This window comes from Evansella sp. AB-P1 (assembly GCF_029688925.1).
Taxonomy (GTDB): domain Bacteria; phylum Bacillota; class Bacilli; order Bacillales; family Salisediminibacteriaceae; genus Evansella.
In genome coordinates, this window is sequence record NZ_JARUKY010000014.1 from 36886 (window position 1) to 57900 (window position 21015).

At 35.3% G+C, this 21015-nt stretch carries 19 protein-coding genes; 7 read left to right on the plus strand and 12 right to left on the minus strand.

Features of this window, described 5'->3' with window-relative positions; genetic code table 11:
- Nucleotides 1–368 precede the first annotated feature (368 nt).
- Complete coding sequence (locus tag QA612_RS15135) at nucleotides 369–761, minus strand: globin domain-containing protein (protein WP_481804447.1); 393 nt, start codon at nucleotides 759–761, stop codon at nucleotides 369–371.
- A gap of 234 nt (nucleotides 762–995) precedes the next feature.
- Between QA612_RS15135 and QA612_RS15140 the strand changes: the two genes are divergently transcribed.
- Nucleotides 996–1694, plus strand: a complete 699-nt coding sequence (locus QA612_RS15140; RefSeq protein WP_278284657.1) for a Crp/Fnr family transcriptional regulator — start codon at nucleotides 996–998, stop codon at nucleotides 1692–1694.
- 12 nt (nucleotides 1695–1706) lie between these two features.
- On the opposite strand, the gene QA612_RS15145 is transcribed toward QA612_RS15140, so the two are convergent.
- Together QA612_RS15145 and QA612_RS15150 are read right to left on the minus strand one after the other, a co-directional pair.
- Entirely contained in the window at nucleotides 1707–1964 is a 258-nt protein-coding gene (locus tag QA612_RS15145) for an amino acid decarboxylase (protein ID WP_278284658.1), read from the minus strand.
- 4 nt (nucleotides 1965–1968) lie between these two features.
- The gene (locus QA612_RS15150) at nucleotides 1969–3585 is read right to left on the minus strand and encodes a GGDEF and EAL domain-containing protein (RefSeq protein WP_278284659.1); all 1617 of its coding nucleotides are present in this window, start codon (nucleotides 3583–3585) and stop codon (nucleotides 1969–1971) included.
- Between the two features lie 130 nt (nucleotides 3586–3715).
- Here QA612_RS15150 and QA612_RS15155 point away from each other — a divergent pair, with 130 nt between their 5' ends.
- Nucleotides 3716–4165, plus strand: coding sequence for a V4R domain-containing protein (locus QA612_RS15155; RefSeq protein ID WP_278284660.1), 450 nt, complete (start codon nucleotides 3716–3718; stop codon nucleotides 4163–4165).
- Between the two features lie 396 nt (nucleotides 4166–4561).
- Here QA612_RS15155 and QA612_RS15160 read toward each other — a convergent pair whose 3' ends face one another.
- From QA612_RS15160 to QA612_RS15175, 4 genes are all read right to left on the minus strand, one after another.
- On the minus strand, nucleotides 4562–4972 hold the full coding sequence (locus QA612_RS15160) for a MarR family winged helix-turn-helix transcriptional regulator (RefSeq protein WP_278284661.1): 411 nt from the start codon (nucleotides 4970–4972) through the stop codon (nucleotides 4562–4564).
- A 767-nt stretch (nucleotides 4973–5739) separates the two neighbouring features.
- Nucleotides 5740–6963, minus strand: coding sequence for a YecA family protein (locus QA612_RS15165; RefSeq protein WP_278284662.1), 1224 nt, complete (start codon nucleotides 6961–6963; stop codon nucleotides 5740–5742).
- Between the two features lie 164 nt (nucleotides 6964–7127).
- Complete coding sequence (locus QA612_RS15170; RefSeq protein WP_278284663.1) at nucleotides 7128–7307, minus strand: hypothetical protein; 180 nt, start codon at nucleotides 7305–7307, stop codon at nucleotides 7128–7130.
- A 217-nt stretch (nucleotides 7308–7524) separates the two neighbouring features.
- On the minus strand, nucleotides 7525–8961 hold the full coding sequence (locus tag QA612_RS15175; RefSeq protein ID WP_278284664.1) for a glycoside hydrolase family 1 protein: 1437 nt from the start codon (nucleotides 8959–8961) through the stop codon (nucleotides 7525–7527).
- A 224-nt stretch (nucleotides 8962–9185) separates the two neighbouring features.
- On the opposite strand from QA612_RS15175, the gene QA612_RS15180 reads away from it, so the two are divergent.
- Both QA612_RS15180 and QA612_RS15185 read left to right on the plus strand, forming a co-directional pair.
- Nucleotides 9186–9767 carry a TetR/AcrR family transcriptional regulator gene (locus QA612_RS15180; RefSeq protein WP_278284665.1) on the plus strand — a complete coding sequence of 194 codons (582 nt, stop codon included), beginning with the start codon at nucleotides 9186–9188 and terminating at the stop codon, nucleotides 9765–9767.
- A gap of 31 nt (nucleotides 9768–9798) precedes the next feature.
- Nucleotides 9799–10230, plus strand: a complete 432-nt coding sequence (locus QA612_RS15185; RefSeq protein WP_278284666.1) for a DUF3995 domain-containing protein — start codon at nucleotides 9799–9801, stop codon at nucleotides 10228–10230.
- A gap of 186 nt (nucleotides 10231–10416) precedes the next feature.
- Here the strand turns inward: QA612_RS15185 and QA612_RS15190 are convergent, their stop codons facing one another.
- From QA612_RS15190 to QA612_RS15200, 3 genes are all read right to left on the minus strand, one after another.
- Complete coding sequence (locus tag QA612_RS15190; protein WP_278284667.1) at nucleotides 10417–10845, minus strand: hypothetical protein; 429 nt, start codon at nucleotides 10843–10845, stop codon at nucleotides 10417–10419.
- Between the two features lie 204 nt (nucleotides 10846–11049).
- The gene (locus QA612_RS15195) at nucleotides 11050–12885 is read right to left on the minus strand and encodes a PD-(D/E)XK nuclease family protein (protein WP_278284668.1); all 1836 of its coding nucleotides are present in this window, start codon (nucleotides 12883–12885) and stop codon (nucleotides 11050–11052) included.
- Between the two features lie 458 nt (nucleotides 12886–13343).
- Entirely contained in the window at nucleotides 13344–15104 is a 1761-nt protein-coding gene (locus QA612_RS15200) for a UDP-N-acetylmuramoyl-tripeptide--D-alanyl-D-alanine ligase (RefSeq protein WP_278284669.1), read from the minus strand.
- 251 nt (nucleotides 15105–15355) lie between these two features.
- Here QA612_RS15200 and QA612_RS15205 point away from each other — a divergent pair, with 251 nt between their 5' ends.
- Both QA612_RS15205 and QA612_RS15210 read left to right on the plus strand, forming a co-directional pair.
- A complete protein-coding gene (locus QA612_RS15205; protein WP_278284670.1) occupies nucleotides 15356–15751 on the plus strand; it encodes an alpha-helical endospore appendage domain-containing protein in 396 nt (131 codons plus the stop codon).
- On the plus strand, nucleotides 15748–16269 hold the full coding sequence (locus QA612_RS15210) for a hypothetical protein (RefSeq protein WP_278284671.1): 522 nt from the start codon (nucleotides 15748–15750) through the stop codon (nucleotides 16267–16269). The genes QA612_RS15205 and QA612_RS15210 overlap by 4 nt, the downstream gene beginning before the upstream one ends.
- A gap of 29 nt (nucleotides 16270–16298) precedes the next feature.
- On the opposite strand, the gene QA612_RS15215 is transcribed toward QA612_RS15210, so the two are convergent.
- Nucleotides 16299–19025, minus strand: coding sequence for a YheC/YheD family endospore coat-associated protein (locus QA612_RS15215; RefSeq protein ID WP_278284672.1), 2727 nt, complete (start codon nucleotides 19023–19025; stop codon nucleotides 16299–16301).
- 166 nt (nucleotides 19026–19191) lie between these two features.
- Here QA612_RS15215 and QA612_RS15220 point away from each other — a divergent pair, with 166 nt between their 5' ends.
- On the plus strand, nucleotides 19192–19518 hold the full coding sequence (locus tag QA612_RS15220; protein ID WP_278284673.1) for an alpha-helical endospore appendage domain-containing protein: 327 nt from the start codon (nucleotides 19192–19194) through the stop codon (nucleotides 19516–19518).
- A 242-nt stretch (nucleotides 19519–19760) separates the two neighbouring features.
- Here QA612_RS15220 and QA612_RS15225 read toward each other — a convergent pair whose 3' ends face one another.
- The gene (locus QA612_RS15225) at nucleotides 19761–20324 is read right to left on the minus strand and encodes a hypothetical protein (RefSeq protein ID WP_278284674.1); all 564 of its coding nucleotides are present in this window, start codon (nucleotides 20322–20324) and stop codon (nucleotides 19761–19763) included.
- Between the last annotated feature and the right edge of the window lie 691 nt (nucleotides 20325–21015).

The following is a 21015-nucleotide window of genomic DNA, read 5'->3' on the forward strand; positions in this document are numbered from 1 at the left end:
ACTTTATAATATTGTTTCAGTATATTAGTCAAGTTAAAAAGATTATTAAAGTTAGAAAAGCAAGACACCCACATCTACCCTAAGAACCCTATAGGCAATCGGTATAATCATCGATGTCCTGTCTCCTAGGCACTTTACGTACAGTCATCATTTTATCATTCAAAAAAAAGCACAACATGCTGGTAAACTACCAGTTGTGCCTTCAATAAATCAGACAGGAAATAAATGATACAATCTGCATAGTTTTTTTAACCTGTTCTATTCCAAATAAACTATTCATTGATGCATCTATCATCACGGTTCCAATACTTCCAATTAGTAATTGTATTATGGCTTTAGGAATAAACTAGCCTTCACACCTAAAAAAATTATCCTTTATCTGGACTATTAACCATTATTTCCGCCACTTGTTCCAGTCGATAATAAAAAGCTTTTCCAGCAGGTGTATCATGGATCCCTACTTCCTTAAATGCCTCTTTCATACAACTAAGCCAACATTTTGCTCTTTTTGGCGTGATTTCAAAAGGAAGATGACGTTCTCGCATGGCTGGGGGTCCGAATTCCTGACTATATAGGGCAGGTCCTCCTAAAAATTGTGGTAAAAACATCCGTTGCTTTCTCTTAATTTCCTCTATGTCTCCTTCAAACAGCGGCCTTAGTTCTGGATCAGCATACACTCTTGGATAAAATGCATCCACCAATTTTTCAATCGTATCTTGCCCACCAATTTCTGTATAAAGGTATCCCCTGTTATTTTCCAATTTCACCACACCTTTCTATTATATTCACCTCCATTATAATGTTTATCAGATCTAGGACTATGATCTATATCACCATATTACGTTTATATCCGCAAGAAACGTAGGTGAACAATAATGATAGTCACCACGTTGTTATTTTCTCAAAACTTCTCTCGTCATGACTTATATCACATCCCGTCGCCTTTTCTTCCATTATAGTAATAGAAAAAGAAGTGATAAGAAGGTGAATCAATTTTGGGATGCTCAAATAATTGTGACATAAAACAATCTTGCTTGTCCCGTGTACCTTTATTTAAAGGCTTAGACCTAAAGGCTATCCACACTCTACAATCTGCAACGGAAAGTCATACGTTTCACAAGGGAAATTACATCTTTCAAGAAGGAGATATTTCAAACGGACTTTTTGTTGTAAAAAAAGGATTGGTAAAGCTATTCAAACTGTCTGCAGATGGAAAAGAACAAATTATCCGACTACTTTTTCCAGGTGATTTCTTAGGACAGTTTGCCCTTCTCCAAAATGACGTCCACTACGCCAATGCAGAAGTATTAGAAGAAACGGTAATCTGCATTATTGCAAAGGATACGTTCATCGAAATTTTAGAAGAAAATCCTAAAATGTCCTTGCAATTAATTACTACTCTCAACACCTTATTAATGACGGCAGATGAATGGATGACTGCCCTATCACTAATGGATGTGGAGAAACGTTTAGCAAAAATTATCTTATTATTCTTTCATAAGATTGAAACAGAAGACGATTATTTTACCCTCCCAATTAGTAAACGGGATTTAGCTTCCATGTTAGGCACAACCCCTGAAACTGTTAGTAGAAAATTATTTTCCTTTGCAGATCGTCAACTAATACAATTAAAAAACCGTAGAGATATTAGAGTAGTTGATTCTACGAAACTGACAGCTATTGCTGAAATTTAATGTTCCAATCGTTTAAGAATGGCTATCTAGTTTTACAGCCAATATCTTAAAATGATCAGGTGCCAGTTCATTAATTACAGCTGACATCCCTAAGGAAGAAAGAACAGTTAGTAACGGCTCTGCTCGTACTGGTAAATGTATTTCAAATATCGTTCCACATGGCGATTGTTTAACAAATTGAACAATTTCTTTTCGAGGATGTTCGCCGTTTTTAATTTGTTCACGTACATCTATGATTGCTTTGTTACCTTCATTTTTTACCTTTAACACTTCACTACACCACCTGTTTCATTTTTTTGAGAAAATCAACTACTTTTGTAGAAGGAATAGGCTTACTAAAATAGAATCCTTGAACAACATCACAGGAAGACCTTTTTATATATGACAGTTGTTGATAGGATTCCACCCCTTCTGCAACAACGTGTAAGTTTAAATCATGAGCCAATGTAGTAATAGCGGAGGTTAATGCTTTACTACTAGGGTTTGTATCAATATCAAAAACAAAGGATCGATCTATCTTTACGGTATTTACCGGTAAATTCTTTAAATAACTTAAAGAAGAATATCCTGTTCCAAAGTCATCAATTGAAATTTTCACACCAACATCCGTCAATTGCTGCAGTATAGAGATCGCAGCATCAATATCATGAATTATCATTCCCTCGGTAATTTCTAACTCTAGTTTTTTTGGATTAATCCTCGTCTTATTAATAACACTTTTAATCGTATCTACAAAATTTCGTTGAAGAAATTGTTGCGTGGAAATATTGACAGCAACCTTCACCGAATAGACACCAGCTTGTTCCCATTCCTTAATCTGAAAGCACGCCCTCTCTAATACCCACTGTCCTATTGGCAAAATCAAACCTGTTTCTTCCGCTATAGGAATAAATTCAGAAGGAGGTATCCTTCCAAGATCAGGCTGATTCCACCGTAACAATGCTTCAAATCCAATAATTTTATCTTCCTTCAAATCAACCTGTGGCTGGTAGTCTATTAAAAATTCTCCATTAGGTAAGGCTTTACGCAAATAATTTTCAATCACTAACCTCTCAAATGCACCGGCATTCACTTCTACATTCGCCTTTTCAAATTGATTCCTTCCTTTCTTTTTTGCCCTATACATAGCTGAGTCAGCAGTAGAAATTAGCACTTCTGCATCATTACCATCATATGGATACATGCTCATTCCAACGCTGATCGTAACATGAATCTCCATTTGAGCAAGGCGAAATGGAATGGTGAATGCCTTTAAGATCTTATTTATTTTTTCCACTACATTCGCTTCTCCGGTTACATTATCCAATAAGCAAATAAATTCATCTCCACCTGTTCGAAATAGCATGTTCTTTTCTCCTATAGAATGCACAAGCCTTTTCGCTACCTGCTGGAGAAGTAAATCACCATAAGAATGCCCTAACGTATCATTCACAAATTTAAATCGATCTAGATCAATAAAAAGTACAGCAAAACAAGTATCATGATAAAAGGAACATGCAATCATTTCGTCCAACCTGCTCTGCAGCATATAGCGATTAGGTAATTTCGTCAGGGGGTCTAATCCACTTTTTTGAAAAAAGCGAAACGTTAGTATTTGAAGATCAATCTCTCCTTCTCCTTTCCTTTCAATGGAGTTTACAACAAGCCACACAGATTGCTTTTCCCGTTTCATCGAAGTAACTTCCATTACACCTTTCCAGTTTTTAGAAGTTGGTAATGTGATAAAACGATTTATATTTCCTTTAATAACTTCCTTTTCCTCAAGACCAATCCACTGTAGAAAAGTGGGATTGGCAAACTCAATTTCCCCTAGTTTGTTTATGAGAACGATACCATCATGAGATTGTATTAATGCTTCCTTATATATGTCTGCTGCTATAGCTACATTCATGATCTTTTCCTCCGATTTTTCGTTTGTATGAATTTAGCATAAACACAAAAGTTGTAAGTGTAATTGACTTAAATCAAGGTAACGGAATTTTTTTTCTGTCATGATAGAGAAAAAATGGAGGTCATGAACAATGAACTTATTCAAATTCGATGATATGAAAAAAATACAACGCCCTACCTTAGGTAATGATGTTCCTTTAGAGCTTTTTCGTTCCGTTCGACTAATTGGAATGTATCAAGGTTTGCCAATGCATGGAAAAAGCACTACGTTAGTTGTAGGGAAAAAAATTGGTGAAAGTTTAGCAGTGAAATCTGTAGAAGAAGCACTACAGTTATTTAAAGATTTAAAGATTGGAATACCGAGAGTAATAGAAAAAAAAGATGCTGAAATGCATATAGCAATTGAAGATTGCTTCTGTGAAGGTCTTCCTGTACATGAGGGGAATATGGTTTGTGACTTGGAAGGAGCTATTCTTGAAGGCGCTTTATCTACCATCTATAAAGGTAGAATTAATGTTCGAGAAGTAAAATGTAATGTGAATGGTGATCAAGAATGTGAGTACAAAATCAAGTTTTTCTAGTACTTTTAATCGAAGAGGGGCAGAGGATAAATTTCACATACAGAACAGCTTAGATTTCATCTCGTCCTCCTTACTGGTTTTTCCTCTATTTCTATTGGTCTTAAGGGAAAATGTGGCTAAGAGCACTCCACACACTGTCAGCGCCTTTGTCATTTCCAACGCCTATTAATATTAATTAGTGTCACGACAACTTGGGAACATGGTCACTTTACACCATGTTCCCAAATAAATTCTATTATGAATCCATTTCGTAATTCTATTAACTCAAACTATTTTCAGTGGATTCATTACATGAAAAACAGGTGACTACCCCATCTGAATCAATGATTCCATTAAAGAAACCATCTAGACAAAAAATCTCCTTTTCACAAATTTTACAATGTCCTACTTTCTCCTTCAATTCCATTCACTCCTTATGAGTACATCTTGGAACACGTGTATTCTCTTTATTTCATTTAAATGTATCTCAGACAATTTTTCTAATAATTCCTCTCCCTTTTCTGTAACTTCAATTAGCACACTTCGGCCATCATCAGGATTTTTCCTTCGAGTCACAAGATTTAGTTGTTCACACCTATCAATAAGTCCTACACAAGCATGATGTGAAATAAATAATCGTTCTCCTAATTCCCTTGGAGTTGCATATTCACGGCCAGGAAAGCCTTTTATGGCTAAGAGTAATTGATGTTGCTGTGGAGTAACCCCTACTTTCCGTGCTTCTAAATCACTAAAATGGAGGAATTTTTTTAACTGATACCGAAATTCTGCAAGTGATTCATAGACTTCCTTATCCATATGATTTTTCATTTCAATCAATCTCCTAAAGTCCATATTTTTATCAATATTATCATTAAAACAGAAGATCAAAAAGGTTAGTACTTAGTTACTTAATATCAAAAAATTAATGGATATCTAGAATACATTACTGGAATGTAAAAATAAGCACATAATATACAAGAACTATATTATCTGACTTTTCAGTTAAATGTCGTTGAACTTTATATCATACTACGATATAATTTAAATACAAATTTACGTTTTTTTGTCTATTTCCCTGTCCACTTATATCGTAATACGATGTAATTAACCAAGGTCCATCTTTCAAAATATGAAAGGAGGTAAACAATGGGTATTCTCGAATATTTCTCGGCAACCTCGATTACTGGCGTACTATTTTATATTGTATGTTTCCTGTTAACCATTTACCTTAATATTAAAGTGCATCCTCTTGACTAATCGGTATACAGACAAACGAAAGAGACGGTTCTTTTTCGTTAGAAAATACCGTCCCACTAACTCTATGAAATAACTTTTCTAAAGGGATATTCGTTCCGCTTAGAACCCTTTGTTTCTGTAAACCTTAATCTCAATACACTATGGGGACATCCTAGCTGTTTTAACGGCATTAAGTCCTGCAAGTTGCATACACTATTCTATGATTTAAGCTTCTATCTATCTACGTCCCCATAAACATCTTCTCTCGAATGAAAGCCATCCGTGATCATTGTTTTATCTAAATTAGTTGTATCGACTGCAAAAGGTAATGACCAATCTCCCACAGCTCTAACCCGTCTTTATCGACCGCAACACTTCTTATACTTTTTCCCACTTCCGCAAGGACACGGTTCATTTCTACCTATTTTTACAACTTTTTTACTTTGATTTTTATTTGCGGTGGAAACTGGTGTAGGAAATGGTTGAAAAAAATCTTTCTCTTCTGCATGTAACTCGTTCGCCGTATGGCCTTTCAAGAACCATTCTCTCGTGTTATTCATCAAGTAAATAACTTTCTCCATCAAAAGTGAAATAATGTCTTCAGAGTCAAATACTAAAGTCTCACTTAAAAAATGAAGCACTTCATTAGGTCCATGACCAATCCTCGTTGCAAAGACACACTCTTCTACAATACTATCTGCTTCTACCTTGTCCATATCAAAGTGATCTGTAAGGAAACGAACTAATTGTCTATAGCTTTCATTTTTTTCCACAAAATCTGGCTCTCCAGCAGTAAGGAGCTGTTGTTTTTTAAAAGAATAGAAATCTATGCTTTCTCTAGTTCTATGTTCCTGCTTCACTCTTTTTGAATCAAAAACTCGAACATTAGAGAATCCATCTTCATTAATATAAATTTCCTTATGATAAGAATTTGCATCTACTATTACTTTTCTGAACTCAGAGAAATTTACGGATTCCTCAGTGTATTTTTCTATCATATTAATAAGCTCTTCTGCACTCAACGTTCCGTAATAATACAATAGTCCACGTGTAAGCTTTATCCATTCTGTATTTCTATTTATTGCTTTCTTTACACTAAAATTGTTTTTTAAGGCATTAATTGGTTCGATTAATTCATTAGGTATAATCAATACCTTCTTCCCTTCAAAAACCCCAGTGTAAATTAAGCCATTTCCTCTAAAATAATCAATTTGATCAGCTTCTATATTATTTGGTGAAGGAATTTGACCACCCCTACTAGCTATTTGTGTTAGTAATTTAAATCGATCTGTATCCCAAAGAAGGTAAAGTTGGTCAAGGTACTCTGGTATTCTCTCCTGTAACAACTCCGTGAGCTCTGCTTTTTTCAGATTACTGGCATTTCTAATCCCTAAGTTTTTTCTAATAGTATCAAGCTCGTATTTCGTAAAACTACTGAGTCCATCATGTAGGGTAAAAGGAACTTCTATTTCACTCCAGTTGCGCTTATCCCGTTTTTCTTCCTTCTCTCTTCTTAGTTCTTTCAGTCCATTAAGTGCTTTTAACATCGTTTCTTCTAGTTCTTTATCATTCGTATCAGTCATATCTCTCACCTACCTTTACACATACATTATAAGTGAAAATACTCTAGCAACCAAACGAGATTCAAAATTTTTGTTCTCTGTATGATGGGGAATGTTTATGGATGTAATTGGAAAAGTTAATTCATTTCATAGAATGTACTTGTAGACTCTCAACATATTGTTTCTTAATCTGTAGTGATTGTTTTTCTATTCTTTTTGATGATAGCTTTTACGTAGACATATATTGTTGTTGGAAACACACCTATTAATAGTGGTACGGTAATGATGCCTAGTCCAGTTTGCTCTGTATACCCATGACTCATTTCTCTACCATACTCTTCATAGATGCTGTTATACCTCGTCATATAAAAAATACCATCTCCTACTTTTTGTCCTAACTGTAGTTCTAAAAGGAAGTGTGTATAGATGAATACAAATAATAAAGCTACAACTACATGGTATGAATAGAGAAATAAGATTTTTTCATTTTTATCATTGATTCTTCTTATGAGGAAGACCTAGGGGACGGTTCTTTTGGGTCAAAAGAACCGTCCCCACGAACCCCTGAACCACCACAATCCATTACAGGTTCCTTCCATTGGAGGCTATCACGTCTTTATACCAGTAAAAGGACTTTTTCTTTTTCCGTTCTAATGTACCGCTGCCGTCATCATGCTTATCTACGTAAATATACCCGTACCGTTTAGAGAACTCCCCTGAAGATGCACTAACTAAGTCAATACAGCCCCAGCTTGTATAGCCCATTAATTCAACTCCATCTTCAACGGCTTCTCCCATTGCTTTAATATGTTCACGTAAATAATCAATCCGATAGTCATCGTTAATGGATCCGTCTTCCTCCACTTTATCATAAGCACCTAGTCCATTTTCCACAACGAAAAGAGGAACCTGATAGCGTTCATACAATTGGTTTAAGCTAATACGTAGACCTGTCGGATCAATTTCCCAGCCCCAATCACTTGCCTTTAAAAATGGATTTTTAATGCCACCAATAATATTTCCTTGGGAAGCTTCTTCATCAGTCTTTTCTTTCTTTTCCGTCCGAGACATATAATAACTAAAACCTATATAATCAACAGTCCCCTCTTTTAATAACTGTAAGTCTCCCTCTTCCATATCCAAATCAATCTTGTTTTCCTTGAAATATCTTTTTATAAAAGAAGGGTACTCCCCTCTCACCTGAACATCCGCACAAAAATTATTAAAAAGACTTTCCTCTTGAAGGGCATACATGATATTTTCCGGATTGGAATCATAGGAATACACTGGTGCATATAGAATCATACATCCTATCTTTGCCTTAGGAATAATGTCATGACACGCTTTTACTGCAATGCTACTTGCGACAAACTGATGATGGAACGCCTGAAAGGTTGGCTGGAATTTATCCTCCTCTTTTTGAATGGAAAAACCAAGGCCTTGGATCGGCATCACAAATCCACTATTAATTTCATTAAACGTCATCCAATATTTCACTTTATTTTTATAACGATGAAATAGGACATTTACATACCTTTCAAAAAAGGTAACCACTTCACGATTTCTCCAGCCTCCGTATTCCTTCACCAGATTTAATGGCATCTCATAGTGAGAAATCGTTACCACAGGTTCTATCCCATATTTAAGCAGTTCATCAAACACACGATCATAGAATGCCAAGCCCTTTTCATTTGCCTCTAACTCATCACCCTTTGGGAATATCCTTGTCCAAGCAATAGACATGCGAAAAACTTTAAAGCCCATCTCAGCAAACAATGCAATATCCTCTTTATATCGATGATAGAAATCAATAGCTTCATGGTTTGGATAGTAATATTTCGATCGATCAATTTCAAAATTAAAGCCTGGCTTCAATAGGATGTTATATCGTTCTTTACCCCCTGGAAGAACATCTGCAATGTTCAAACCTTTATTCCCCTCATGAAATCCACCTTCAATTTGGTTAGCTGCCGTTGCACCACCCCATAAAAAAACGTTAGGAAAATCATATCTTTTCATTTTTTTACCTCCCGAAAATTTCATACATTTTATTATTGGTTTATTGTTTAAATTTATTTCTTCTTTGCTCAAAGAGGCAAAGTTTATATATAATCATTAATTACTACCATCAAGCTTGTTATATCAGGGTTTAATAAGTTGTAAACAAACGGATTTGATGTTAAAATGACCACAGTCACTAGTTGACTTAGGTCATTTTTATAAACTAAGGAGGGATAACTGCGGTGTTAAGAGAAGAACGAAAAAAAGAATTAAAAAAGGACATATTTTTAAAATCCATAGAATTATTTAAAGAATATGGATATGAAAATGTTAGTGTAGAAAAGATTGCGTCGGCGTGTGGAATAGCCAAAGGAACGTTCTTTAATTATTTCCCTAAAAAAGAGCATGTCCTATTACATCTTGGAAGTTCTCAAATTGTCCTGGTTAAAGAGATAATACAAACACATCAATGTTCTAATATCAAAAGTAAAGTACACCATATTTTTCGAGAGCTGCTAGCCACCTACTCCCAACACGCTGACCTACTAAAACTTACCATATCAGAAACGATACGATCTGCTTTAAAAGCAGAATCAGCTAACATCCTTACCTTAACTGATACTCTTACTGACATGTTCATTGATGCAAAGAACACAGGGTTATTCCAAAGTGCTTTTGACCCGAAAACCATTTCCTCTGTACTAGTTGGAATCTATTTTAATTCACTTATTACCTGGTCTTTATCAGAATCACCTGATGAAGACTTAGAAATTATTTTTAACTCACAATTTGAAGTTGTTTGGGAAGGGATCGAGAAAAAATAGATACAAACTGTATCTACTAGGAGGTAAGTAAATGTTTTTATTTCTTATTTATTCCTCTGCTCTGCTATTAAGTTTTGTTAGTTTAATGCATTTTTATTGGGTTCTAGGTGGGAAAGTGGGGATCCAAACAGCAGTACCTGAAAAAGCAAGTGGAGGTGCAACGTTCACACCAAGTAAATTTGCTACTCTATTTGTTGCAGTTGGGTTATTAGTTGTAGCCTTTATTTTATTAGTTCAATATAATCTAATACCATTTATGGAACCAAACACATTTACGAAATGGGTTTGTATAGTATTTACTTTCGTATTTGGAATAAGATCCATCGGTGATTTTCAGTATCTTGGCTTCTTTAAAAGGATAAAACATTCCACCTTCGCCAAATACGATACATTCATTTACAGTCCCCTGTGCCTATATTTAGCCGTTGCATTTTTCATTGCATCGTGGGGACGGTTCTCTTGAGTCAAACGCACTCTCCCTCTTCGATATAAAGCAACTATATGTATAATTTATTAAAGGAATAAACCAGATTACTCTCACCATTTCAGTAAGCTAAATCCCAACCGGGTGGGTCCTCACGATGCAAATGCAATCCGATAAGAAGCAAATCGCATCGCGAGAACCGTCCCCACGAACCTCGATGAATCATTATGCTTGTTCTTGTTCTTCATTTTCACCTATCAATCTTTCAATCAGATTCTTTAGGCTTATGAGATTTATTAAAGAAAATATCAATTTCAGCAATAGCTTTCTTAATTGCGGATCGAGTTTCTTCGATTTTTTATGTTTCTTTTTAAGTTCCTTTAGCAAAGACAATAGTTTTTCTAATACGGCTTCAATTTTTTCTTCTATTCTTCTTAGAAACCTTCTTAGATTATCTAGATCTGGTGAAATGTCGTCCTTATTGATATTTAATAATGATTCTATGTCAAGGTGTTTCTCTAGCACTGGTTTTATTAAATTAATCTTACTAGTGTCTTTTAATAGTGATTCAATTAAATCACATAATCCTGAATCGGATTTTATCTCAGGTAGTTCTAATAGTTCTTTAAGGGTTGTCTCTGTTTTATTTTTCATTTCACATTCTCCTTTCCAAGTAAACTCTTAGTTTGTACTAATCTATTCAAGAATATTGACTTGGTTCGGAAAATGATGACTATGCCTTGTCTATTTGGGGTTGTGTTACGCATGGCTATACATGTTTGTCCATAGTCTGTTTTTGATTGTCCATTAGTTCTGTTCAGCTAAAATTCACTTCAATCAAAGATGCCGCTTACTATTTTAATCCTTTAAACTTGAGATATCAGCTAACAGTTTCCTATTGATCGAATCTTCATATAAAGTTTTCATTGCCTGGAATACTTCTTCTGAATCCTCCCAATTTGTGATAACCTTTGAATCTGAGAATAAACGAGTGTACTTAGCAGTAGGAAGCTTTGCCCTACTTTGAAAAGCGTTATGATGCTCCTCTAACATTTCGATAATTTTTTGTCGTTGTTCAGGTTGTAATGGACCTAATTCTAAAGTTAACTTCAATCGGTCATCCTTTAATCTTTCAAACCAATAGGTAAACGTACTATCATGCCACCACCATTTTTCTCGTGTTTTTCCATAAATCTCTTCCAACTCCCTAAATGCCGCAACAAGAAATGATACGTTATATTTTTTAAAACGGTAGTCATCGTCATGAATGTTATATGCCTTACTAAATTTTTTAAAAGGAGCCTTTGGAAACTCTCCTTCCCTTTGTTGTATATGTGTTCGAGTCTGTGAAATATGTATTTCCTCACTTTCTTCCATTTTTTCAATGGCCACCGCAATTTGTTTAAATACGTTATTTATATCAGGATCATGATAGAGAGATTCCATACCGTTTACTATTTCTTGTTTATTTGCCCAATCCACAATATTAATAGTATTTGTATAAACTTTTGTATACTTTTTTCCTTCTAGCTTGCCACTAGATTGGAAAGAAACTCCTTGTTTTTCCAATTCAGTTAATAACCTATATCTACTTTCATATGGAATTGGACCCACTTCAACATTTATTTTCAAACGTTCATCCCATGTTCGTTTAAACCAGATGATTAACCCTTGACCAAGCCAGTAGTCTTCCTCTGGCTTACCAATAACCTCTTCAAAGTCAGACCAGTCGGGTAAAATAAAATTAGGTGTAGAGACATGTGCTTTGTATACTTCTTCAGGCATCTCTTCATTTTTGACAAAATCCAGGAAAGCCTCTCTAATAACATTGCTTCCTATTTTGAACACGTAATCGATTGTTTCTTTATTTTTTTCATAAAGTTGATTTAGTAAGTCCTTTTCTGTTTTTTGGAAGCTTTCTAATTGCTTACTCAATTCCATGTATCTTGGTTTTGTATGATATTCAAGATGTTGACTAACGTACAATAAATCAATAGCATATCGGTTCATCTGATAGACATCCAAAGCAAGCTCAATAGCTTCCTCATCATCAACTAACTCTTCCTGTAAAATTGCTGTGTAATATCTTAAAAAATGATAAACGTTATGGGAAATAGCATCTTTATGTAGTTCAATGTATTGCGTTATAATTTCTAAAATATCTTTATAATCTAATACAAAGTAATCTTCATATGAAGGTTCATCAGTAGAAAGAGTAAGGAATATAGGTATAATCTCATAACCTGAATACTCTTCTCTTGCATATGCTAGATAATCTTCAAGCTGTCCCTTGGATTCCCCTGAGTAGAATTTATTCTCTATAATAACAATTAAATTTTGAGATGGTATTTTTAATAAAAGATCTATAGATCGGTTCATACTTGTTTTGACCTCTCGCATAACTTGAGTATCCCAAAATGAACGGTACATATGCAGTAACACATCAGCATTTGCTATTTTCTCATCATTTTCAGGTTTTGTTACCAATCGAGATAATATTTTTTTCACAAAAAAATCACCTAACTGATGATTTTCATTCGGGTCTAACAGCCAACCAAGGAAATTAGAGTGTCTAATCTCGAAACGTTCCACCTTTAATACTTTAAATGGATTAAAACGCTTAAATTTCTGATTCAGCTGCTCGAATTCTCTTGTATGATCAAGATGTGCTATTGATTCTAGTGAATAAGCCATTTTCTCACTCCCTTTATACGGCAAAAGTGGACGGTTTTCGTTTGCCGGAATAAACTCTTCCTGTTTCAACGGTGCTATGTTCTATTATGTGCTTAATCTAATCCTTTATAACGACCCTTTCTATTGTAGAAGTAACTGAACCATGGTACATCTTTCACATTGCCTTTTCTTTCTTGTCATTTACTATAGATACTTTTTTTCCATCGTCCAGACAATTAATAAATCCGGGAAATATCATAAGACATAAATAATCTATAATAAGCGTAGTCATGACGATGCTTGAACGAGTAATTTGAGGTATACGTTCCCATTTCCTACTCCTATATTTTGACCAGCTATAAATGAAACAGCTAACCCTAATCCTATTGCTCCAACGTACCGTGGCCCCCTCCTTGTCCCTCAGTTTTTTTTAGAAGATAAAAAGAGGCGAGGGACTGTTCCCCCGTCTCATCACAACCTTATCTTTTTCGCAATTTCGCTAATAAAGGACCTAAGGACCTGTCTTTCATGGATGTCTTAAAAAGCAATGCTGTTTCTTTATTTAACTGAGGTAAAAGGATTTCCTCTAACTCGTCAACGGAATGACAGACTATAACGTTACCTACAGCATCTACATCCTTTGCACCCTTGGCAATTTCGTAAGCGTATTTCCCATAGGCAATGAATGTATCCACCGGATAGTTAGCAACGGATTTTCCTACATATTCATGAATCTTAGCTTCCTTTTCGCCTAAAAAGGACATGCTACCAATCACACAAATTTTCTTTTTCCCTACTCCCATCTCATGAAATGTTTTTACCGCTGCTTCCACGGATGTAGGGTTGGAATTCCAAGTATCATCAATTATCGTTGCTTCATTGTATCCTACGAATGTTTCCATATGTTTCTCAATATTTTTAAATGACCTGAGCTGTTCGATCGCTTCACGTACACCGAATCCAATTTGATGGGCCGCTGCAATAGCCGTTAATGCATTATACACCTCATGCACCCCATATCCCGGTACAAATCCATCATACTTCATATGTTGAAGATGAAGCGTGAAACTCATTCCATCCTTCTCATACTTGATGTGGGATGCTTTGTAGTCGGCTGGAGAATCAATACCAAAGGTGACTACCTTCCCTTTAAATTTATCTAACGATATTTTCTTTGTGTTTTCATCATCTGCATTTATGATGAGTGTTCCAGAGTGGCCAAGTCCTTTCAACATTTTACCCTTTGCTTGAATATAATTATCCACCGTTCCACATAGATTCAGATGATCGACACCAATATTCGTAATAATACCTATAGTTGGTTGAAAAAAGTCGCACGTTTTTTCCAATAATCTCGGACCGTTTACCGGGGTCTCATAGACGGCCACATCCGTCTCTTCTGTTATTTCCGTTAAATAATGAAGGTTACTGTGGGGCGTATTTCTACTTCTCATCGTTGATACGACACTATATTCATGTAATATATGGGCAATCATTTCCTTCACTGTTGTTTTACCACAGGTTCCTGTAATGGCGTAAACGGGGATATCAAACCTATTACGGTAAAAATTAATAAACTCTCGATATGCATTATTTACATTTTCCACTTCAATATACGTCACATCTGGTAAGTACTCCTTTACATGACCCTTTTGAAAAACAATAGCGCAATTTCCATTACCCTTATGACTCTGCAACTTTTCACCACTTTTTCCTAGAAGAAATAAAACGGTTCCAGGATTATTTATAGCTTTCATATAATAAGAGAATTGATGTATTATCATTTCCTTAGGTCCATGGACAACCTTTCCATTGATACACTTGCAAAAGTCGTAAAATTCTATTTTTTCGTTCCGAAAGGGGTACTTCATTTCCACTAAGGTAATACTATAAATCTTTCTTTTTTCCTTAAATCCATTTCTAAAAAACATCTGAACACTGTTCGGAGTACAATACGCATAGATTTTCTTTGGGTTTAGGGGCTTCAGGCGATTCATCCGTTCCTTAAATAATTTACGATATATTCCTAACCCTCTATATTGTTCTAGCACTAAATCACTTTTACACATGACTCCCAACCTCGTAGGTAAATACGCACAAACCCCTACTAATTCCCCATGTAATTTAGCACCTAACCAGATCGCCCCTTCGTCACTAGTTAACCTCATCCGTTCTTTCCTGTAGGCACTCTTGAGGGTAGAAACCTCATAGAAAGATACCTCTTCAATTTTCACATCCATACTATCCACCTCTCGCACAGAATATAGCTATTCTTGCTGATGTTTATCCTTCTATAAATTATTCTTTTTAGCATGGGTTGTATAGACGTTTCTCTCTTTTTTCACTAAATCTAGGTATATATTAGCAATACCATTCCTTATGTCTTAAGAATTAGGTCGTATTATTTCTATTACTTGATTATAGGTATAAATAATTTAATGAACCTTTTTACATATTCACCCATACTATATTGCGGAGGTGATTAAAGCACATGAGTATGCCAAGTATTCCAAAACAACCATACCGCCCTGATCTAGATGAAACATTGATTGATTTGTTGGAGTCCATTGCTTTAGAGGAAACTGCGTTATCTCACTTACTTAATGCAGAGGCAGAAAAAGTTCAAGCTTTCCTTTATAAATACGTTCATTCTGATAATATTGATTTTCAGGATCTGATTACCTTCAATCAGACGATAAATAGCACATTAAGTTCTATCGTTATGAAGGAATTTCTATTATTAAGGAAGCTCGAAACAACACTCCAATTAAAGGATGTAAAGAGAAGACCAAAAAGTGAACCAAAGGAGCCTAAGAAGAAGAAGTGCCCGCCTCTTTGTCCACCTGGCTGTGCTTGCGACGAGTGCAGAAAGGAAAAGAAAAAATGACAAATAGGATTGAGAATGTATTAGTAAAACATTCTGAATCAAGTGTCAACCTGGAGAAAACCATAGTGAACTGCGTGCACCTTTATCATCAATTATGGATTACGATTTTTCGTGAGAAAAAAATGATCCAAGATGACTTTAAGGACAGCTTTTATTTGCATTCCGCGTTCCATAACAATATTCTCTATCTTCAGAAGCTACTCTTAAACAAACATTTCACTATGCTTTATCTCCATTCAAAAACAGGAATTGAAAAAGAGGATAAGGAGCTCGAAACATTACTAAAAGATACCATTACCAAGTATAAAAATATCCTATCCTCTCACTACTTTTATGATGGAGAAGTGATACTGTTAACTTCCCAACTTGTGGAAATGGAAAATTTTTATGATATGAAAAGGAAAATAGCACTCCGACTACAAGAAAATTATCCAGAGCCTGCACCCCCACTAATAAATATCCATCAACAAATGTCATTCAACAAAAAGAAAAGCCGTAATCGCTCCCCTAGACAATAAGGAGCCTTACGGCTGTTTTTTTATCCCTTTTAGCTTTGAAAGTTAGTAATATTTTTAGCATATTCAAGTGGGTTACTAAACGTCCTGCGAATGGTGTCTTCATCATATGATTTGTACATACAATCATAACCAGGCTTTGCATTGCATTCAATAAACCAAATTTGTTTATCCTTGTCGAAGGCAAAATCGATCCCGATTTCACCGAACACCCCATATTCCCTTTCAATAGATACATAGCTCGTTTTAATAAATTCCTCTATTCTTTTTTTAAAGGCCTTAAGTTCTATAGGAGAATAGTTTAAATAGTTAAGGAAAAAGTAGTCGATTTCATAAATTTCCGAACCCGATTGAGAACTAGTTATTGGTGATCCTTTCTTACCAATTCGGACTGGAAAAGATATCATTTCTAGTTCCCCTGCGCCATTTCTCTGTACCGTTGACCTTAAATCAATAATCCTTCCTTTGTGGGTTAAGAGATCGATTGCCTGTTGGATGATTACTTTTTTATCATATAGATTTAGGTTTATTTTTGGTATTAAGTCTTCTATTCTCTTTACAGACTCGGTGTAAGTCTCTTTGTCCTTCACGAAACTGTACTTGTATCCTTCCGCCGTTTCTGATATTCGAAGGATCCCTTTTCCATTGCTGCCATGACAATCCTTAATATACACTGTGGAATGTTTTCCAAGCATCTTTTTTAAAGAATCAATACCGTTATAAATCTCAGTCTCCGGTAAATAAGGGGCCATTTCAGGCTGATTCACTAATTTTTTGTAAGTATCCCATTTATCAAAGAAGTATTGAGGATTAAACTTCTTCATCTTTTTCTCAAGCCTTAATTGTTCTCTTATATAATCTGACTTAATAATCTGCTTACTTAAAACACCACCTCCTCGATCATATAGTACATCCGGTAAGGGATATGAGAGGCGCTGCCACCTTTTATCCTTTTCACTATAATACATTCCATAAATCTTTCTATGAATGAAATTGACATCCTTGATGGAAAAAAAATACAGGATCGTATTACTATCTTTATTCGCCTTCATAAATTCTATCTGACGAAACTTTGGTCGTTGTCTCTTCATTCTCCGAACATTACCATTGCTAATAAAAACACCGATTACCGGTCCTATACGTAGGGTAGTCCCCACTAGTTCTACGTTGACCTTTTTATCTAACAATCCGTCAAATTCCTCAATGATATCGTTGGAAAACTCTAAAACATCCTCCGATGAGCTTTCTTCCCACTGTACCTCTGTTTTGAACATACCAATCTTTAATAAGCACGCTTTCGTTGGTGAAAGGTAACGGTGCCATTCCTTTGGTAACCCAATGGTTCTCTTCACATCACCATCGTTCTCCCTTTTTTTGATCGTTAATTTATCATACTTAGCCTTCCGATTCTTAGGCATCCCCATACTTAAATATTTCGCATACTCTAAGGTACACAAAAAGGGGCGGGTCCCTACGTCAGCATGGATCGCCTGACCAGGATAAGGAAACTTATCTGGCTTTGTATTCGCTTCAATAAACCACAACTTACCAGTTTCATCAATAGCCATATCTAATCCTAGTTCTCCAAAGTAGCCTATTTGTTCTTCAATAGCTAAGCACAACGATGTCGCTAGGTCGTGAATTTGCTTTTCAGAAGGTATAGGAATATCCTTCTCTTGTTCTAGTAGCCCATCGTAAATATCACAATAGCTGTTCCTTCCGTCCCCCCTAAAGGTGGTGATGGTGGATTCAGGTAATGCAAGATTCACAGAGTCATAGCCCACAACCCATTGTCCCTTCCTGTCCTTTTCCATTAAAACGCGAATATCAAATCTCCTATCCTTGTATTTAAGAACCTTAATGCCTTGCTGAATAATATATCGCTTATCTTCTTTTAAGAAGTTATCAATACATTTTTTTAGCTCATCAAGAGTTTCCAGTTTTTCTATTTCCAATTGTTGCTTTAGAAAGTTCACTATATATTTATTCTGCACTTTCTCAATTGACATGACCTCAAGTCCCCTGCTTCCGTAATAGGATTTAAGAAAAATATAGTTATGCTCTTCTAGCATAGAAACAAGGTCTTGAAAGGTTTGATATCTTTTAGTCTCAGGCAAATAATCCTGTACTTCAGGAAGCGCTGCCAGTGCTTTATATAAATTCCATTTCCCTAAATAGTCTTTGCTGTTAATCGTACGAATATCAATTTGTGACTTCAGTTTTGTCCGAATTTCTTTCACTAATTCCTTTTCCCATGGCATAAAGGAGGCACCATAATCATAAAGGACATCGGGAAGAGGCATCCATTCCTTTTTCCATTCATCCTTTATCCATCTGTATCCGTAGATTTTTTCTCTTGTCCAATCCACATCATGAATACTGAAATAGTAGCTCATACATTTCGATTCCATAGAAGCTTTCTCATGGTTATGAATAAACATTGGTACTTTTCCCCGACCTATAGCTGTCGTGTAGCCTTCATTCATAAAAACGGCTACTACTGGACCTAACTTAATTGTATTCCCCTGCTTCCATATATTCAGTTCAGCACTGTCCAAACTAACATCCCTGAATAACTCTTTTGAGATAATTAAAGTACTTTGCTCACTTTTGAGTTCATAAAAAATCACTTCCCTACTATCTTTCCCTAGAGAAAGAGTATATTTCCCATTTTCCTTTAACTGAAGTTCTTCCATTTTTTCAGATGATAAATAACAGTTGTTGCCCAGTTTCTTATTATTTAACTGTATACGAACCATATTCCAACCAACTCCTGTACGAACTTTTCTAATATTTTATGCTTATCTAAAAAAACAGATTAGACATTCCACCTTGATCGAAGGGGAATAGAAAAATTAAGTGTTTTGCCCAATCAATTGACAACGAATAGCATAAAATAACGCAAATGTATTAGGAGGTTTTCTTATGGATTTTTCAAGAGTACCGGATATCAAACCAGAGATTCGTGTGGACAGGGATGATACAATCAACCTTTTATTATTATCCATCGCTTATGAAGAATTGGGCTTGGCTCACATTCTCCATGCAGAAGCGGAAAAAATTCAATCATCCTTAGGCACACTCCCAAATTTAAAAGTAAAGGATGTATCATATGAGGAGCTATTGGAGCTCAACAAGGAGATGAATAAAACTTTAAAAAATGTCATAAAAAAAGAGATGATATTATTATTTAAATTAGAAGAAGTAATAGATTTGATAGAAGAAGACGATGATGACGATGATGAAGGATAGAGAAAATCGCAGGATTCACAGGATTCACAGGGACGGTTCTAATGATTTTTTCAAAACCATTGAGACTCAACAAAATTAAACATTAACTTCATGAACATAAAAAAGGATACCTTGAAAAATTCAAAAGGTAACCTTCATTTATTGATTCTCTACTATTTAGTTTGCTATTATCAATTCACAAAGGTAATTCAAAAACTCATTATCATTATTATAAACATAAATTCTCAGATCCCCTCTACTCTCTATCCTGCATTCTCCCGCACTCTCTTAATAAAACGAGTGAACCAGTACGCTACAAAGGCAATGGCAATATCAATGGAGAAGAGGTAAAGTTGATTCATTCCTTTACTGAATGTTATTAATCCGATCCAATCGGATACAGTGGCAAAAACAATTCCAAACAGAGCAGACATGATAACCGCATAGAGATAAAAGTTTTTCCCGCGATTCGTACTGTACTGGTAGACCAACAGGAAACCAACTGGTAGTGCCGATGCTGTCATATTCAGCGATGTTGGCAAAAATGGTGTCAAGAAATAATTGTGGATTAAAAAATTGTAGCCTTCTAAAAAGTTAGCAGCGTATGTCCACAGTATATGAATCGTGTATCCGTAGAAAAAAATTTCAAATATACGTTCTCTGTCAACCAAGATTATAAGAAGGATAAGCGGAAGTACCAAGATCAGAACAACCGACCAGAACTGCCATGTACCCATATGAGAATAATCATTCCAATATGTTGATATTATTTGGTTCATTTCTTCCGTTTTCTGATAGATCTGATCCCGATATTCATTGTTATCCATATAAGCTAACTCCAATCCCATACGATTCATTTTTAGTAGTTTGCGGATATTCATGCAATCTATTCATGAATTCGTAGGGACAGTTTTAAAAAGGGTTTTGTGCAAAACAAAGGACAACCAGCGGAATTTAACTGCTTGTTGTCCTTTTAAAGAAAAGTACCTAGCCCCCAATACGGTGAAGTTGCAACGCACTGAGGGTCAGGTACTTCATTCAATTCTCTGTGTTATTACCATTTAGTGAATCCACATACATATTTTTAATGTGCTTAGTTGTTGCAATTGGAATGTTAATGTTATAAGCATCTCAAACCAAAACTTGTTCATTCACAAATTCATGATTATCAATCTCTAATTCTATACTATTATCACAAGCCTGTAGTACTAATCAAAAATGGCTTTTCAGCTCATGCTGTTCCCGCAAGAGTCCCCGTCTTCCACTGCAATCGAAAATAATGTGCGTCTTTTTTAACAAATTATTCTTTATGAAATTCATTCAAATAGGTACATTCACACTATTTACTATATTTTTCTATATAATGAAACTTTTGTGTCTTATTGCCACTGTGATTATTGAAAATTATAGAGCAAATCCTCTAACGCTTTGGTCGATTGAAATCGCTTACTACTATCTGAATATATAATCTTTTCTTAAAAGCTCTAAATACTATTGGGTAGGGGATAAAGCTATGTT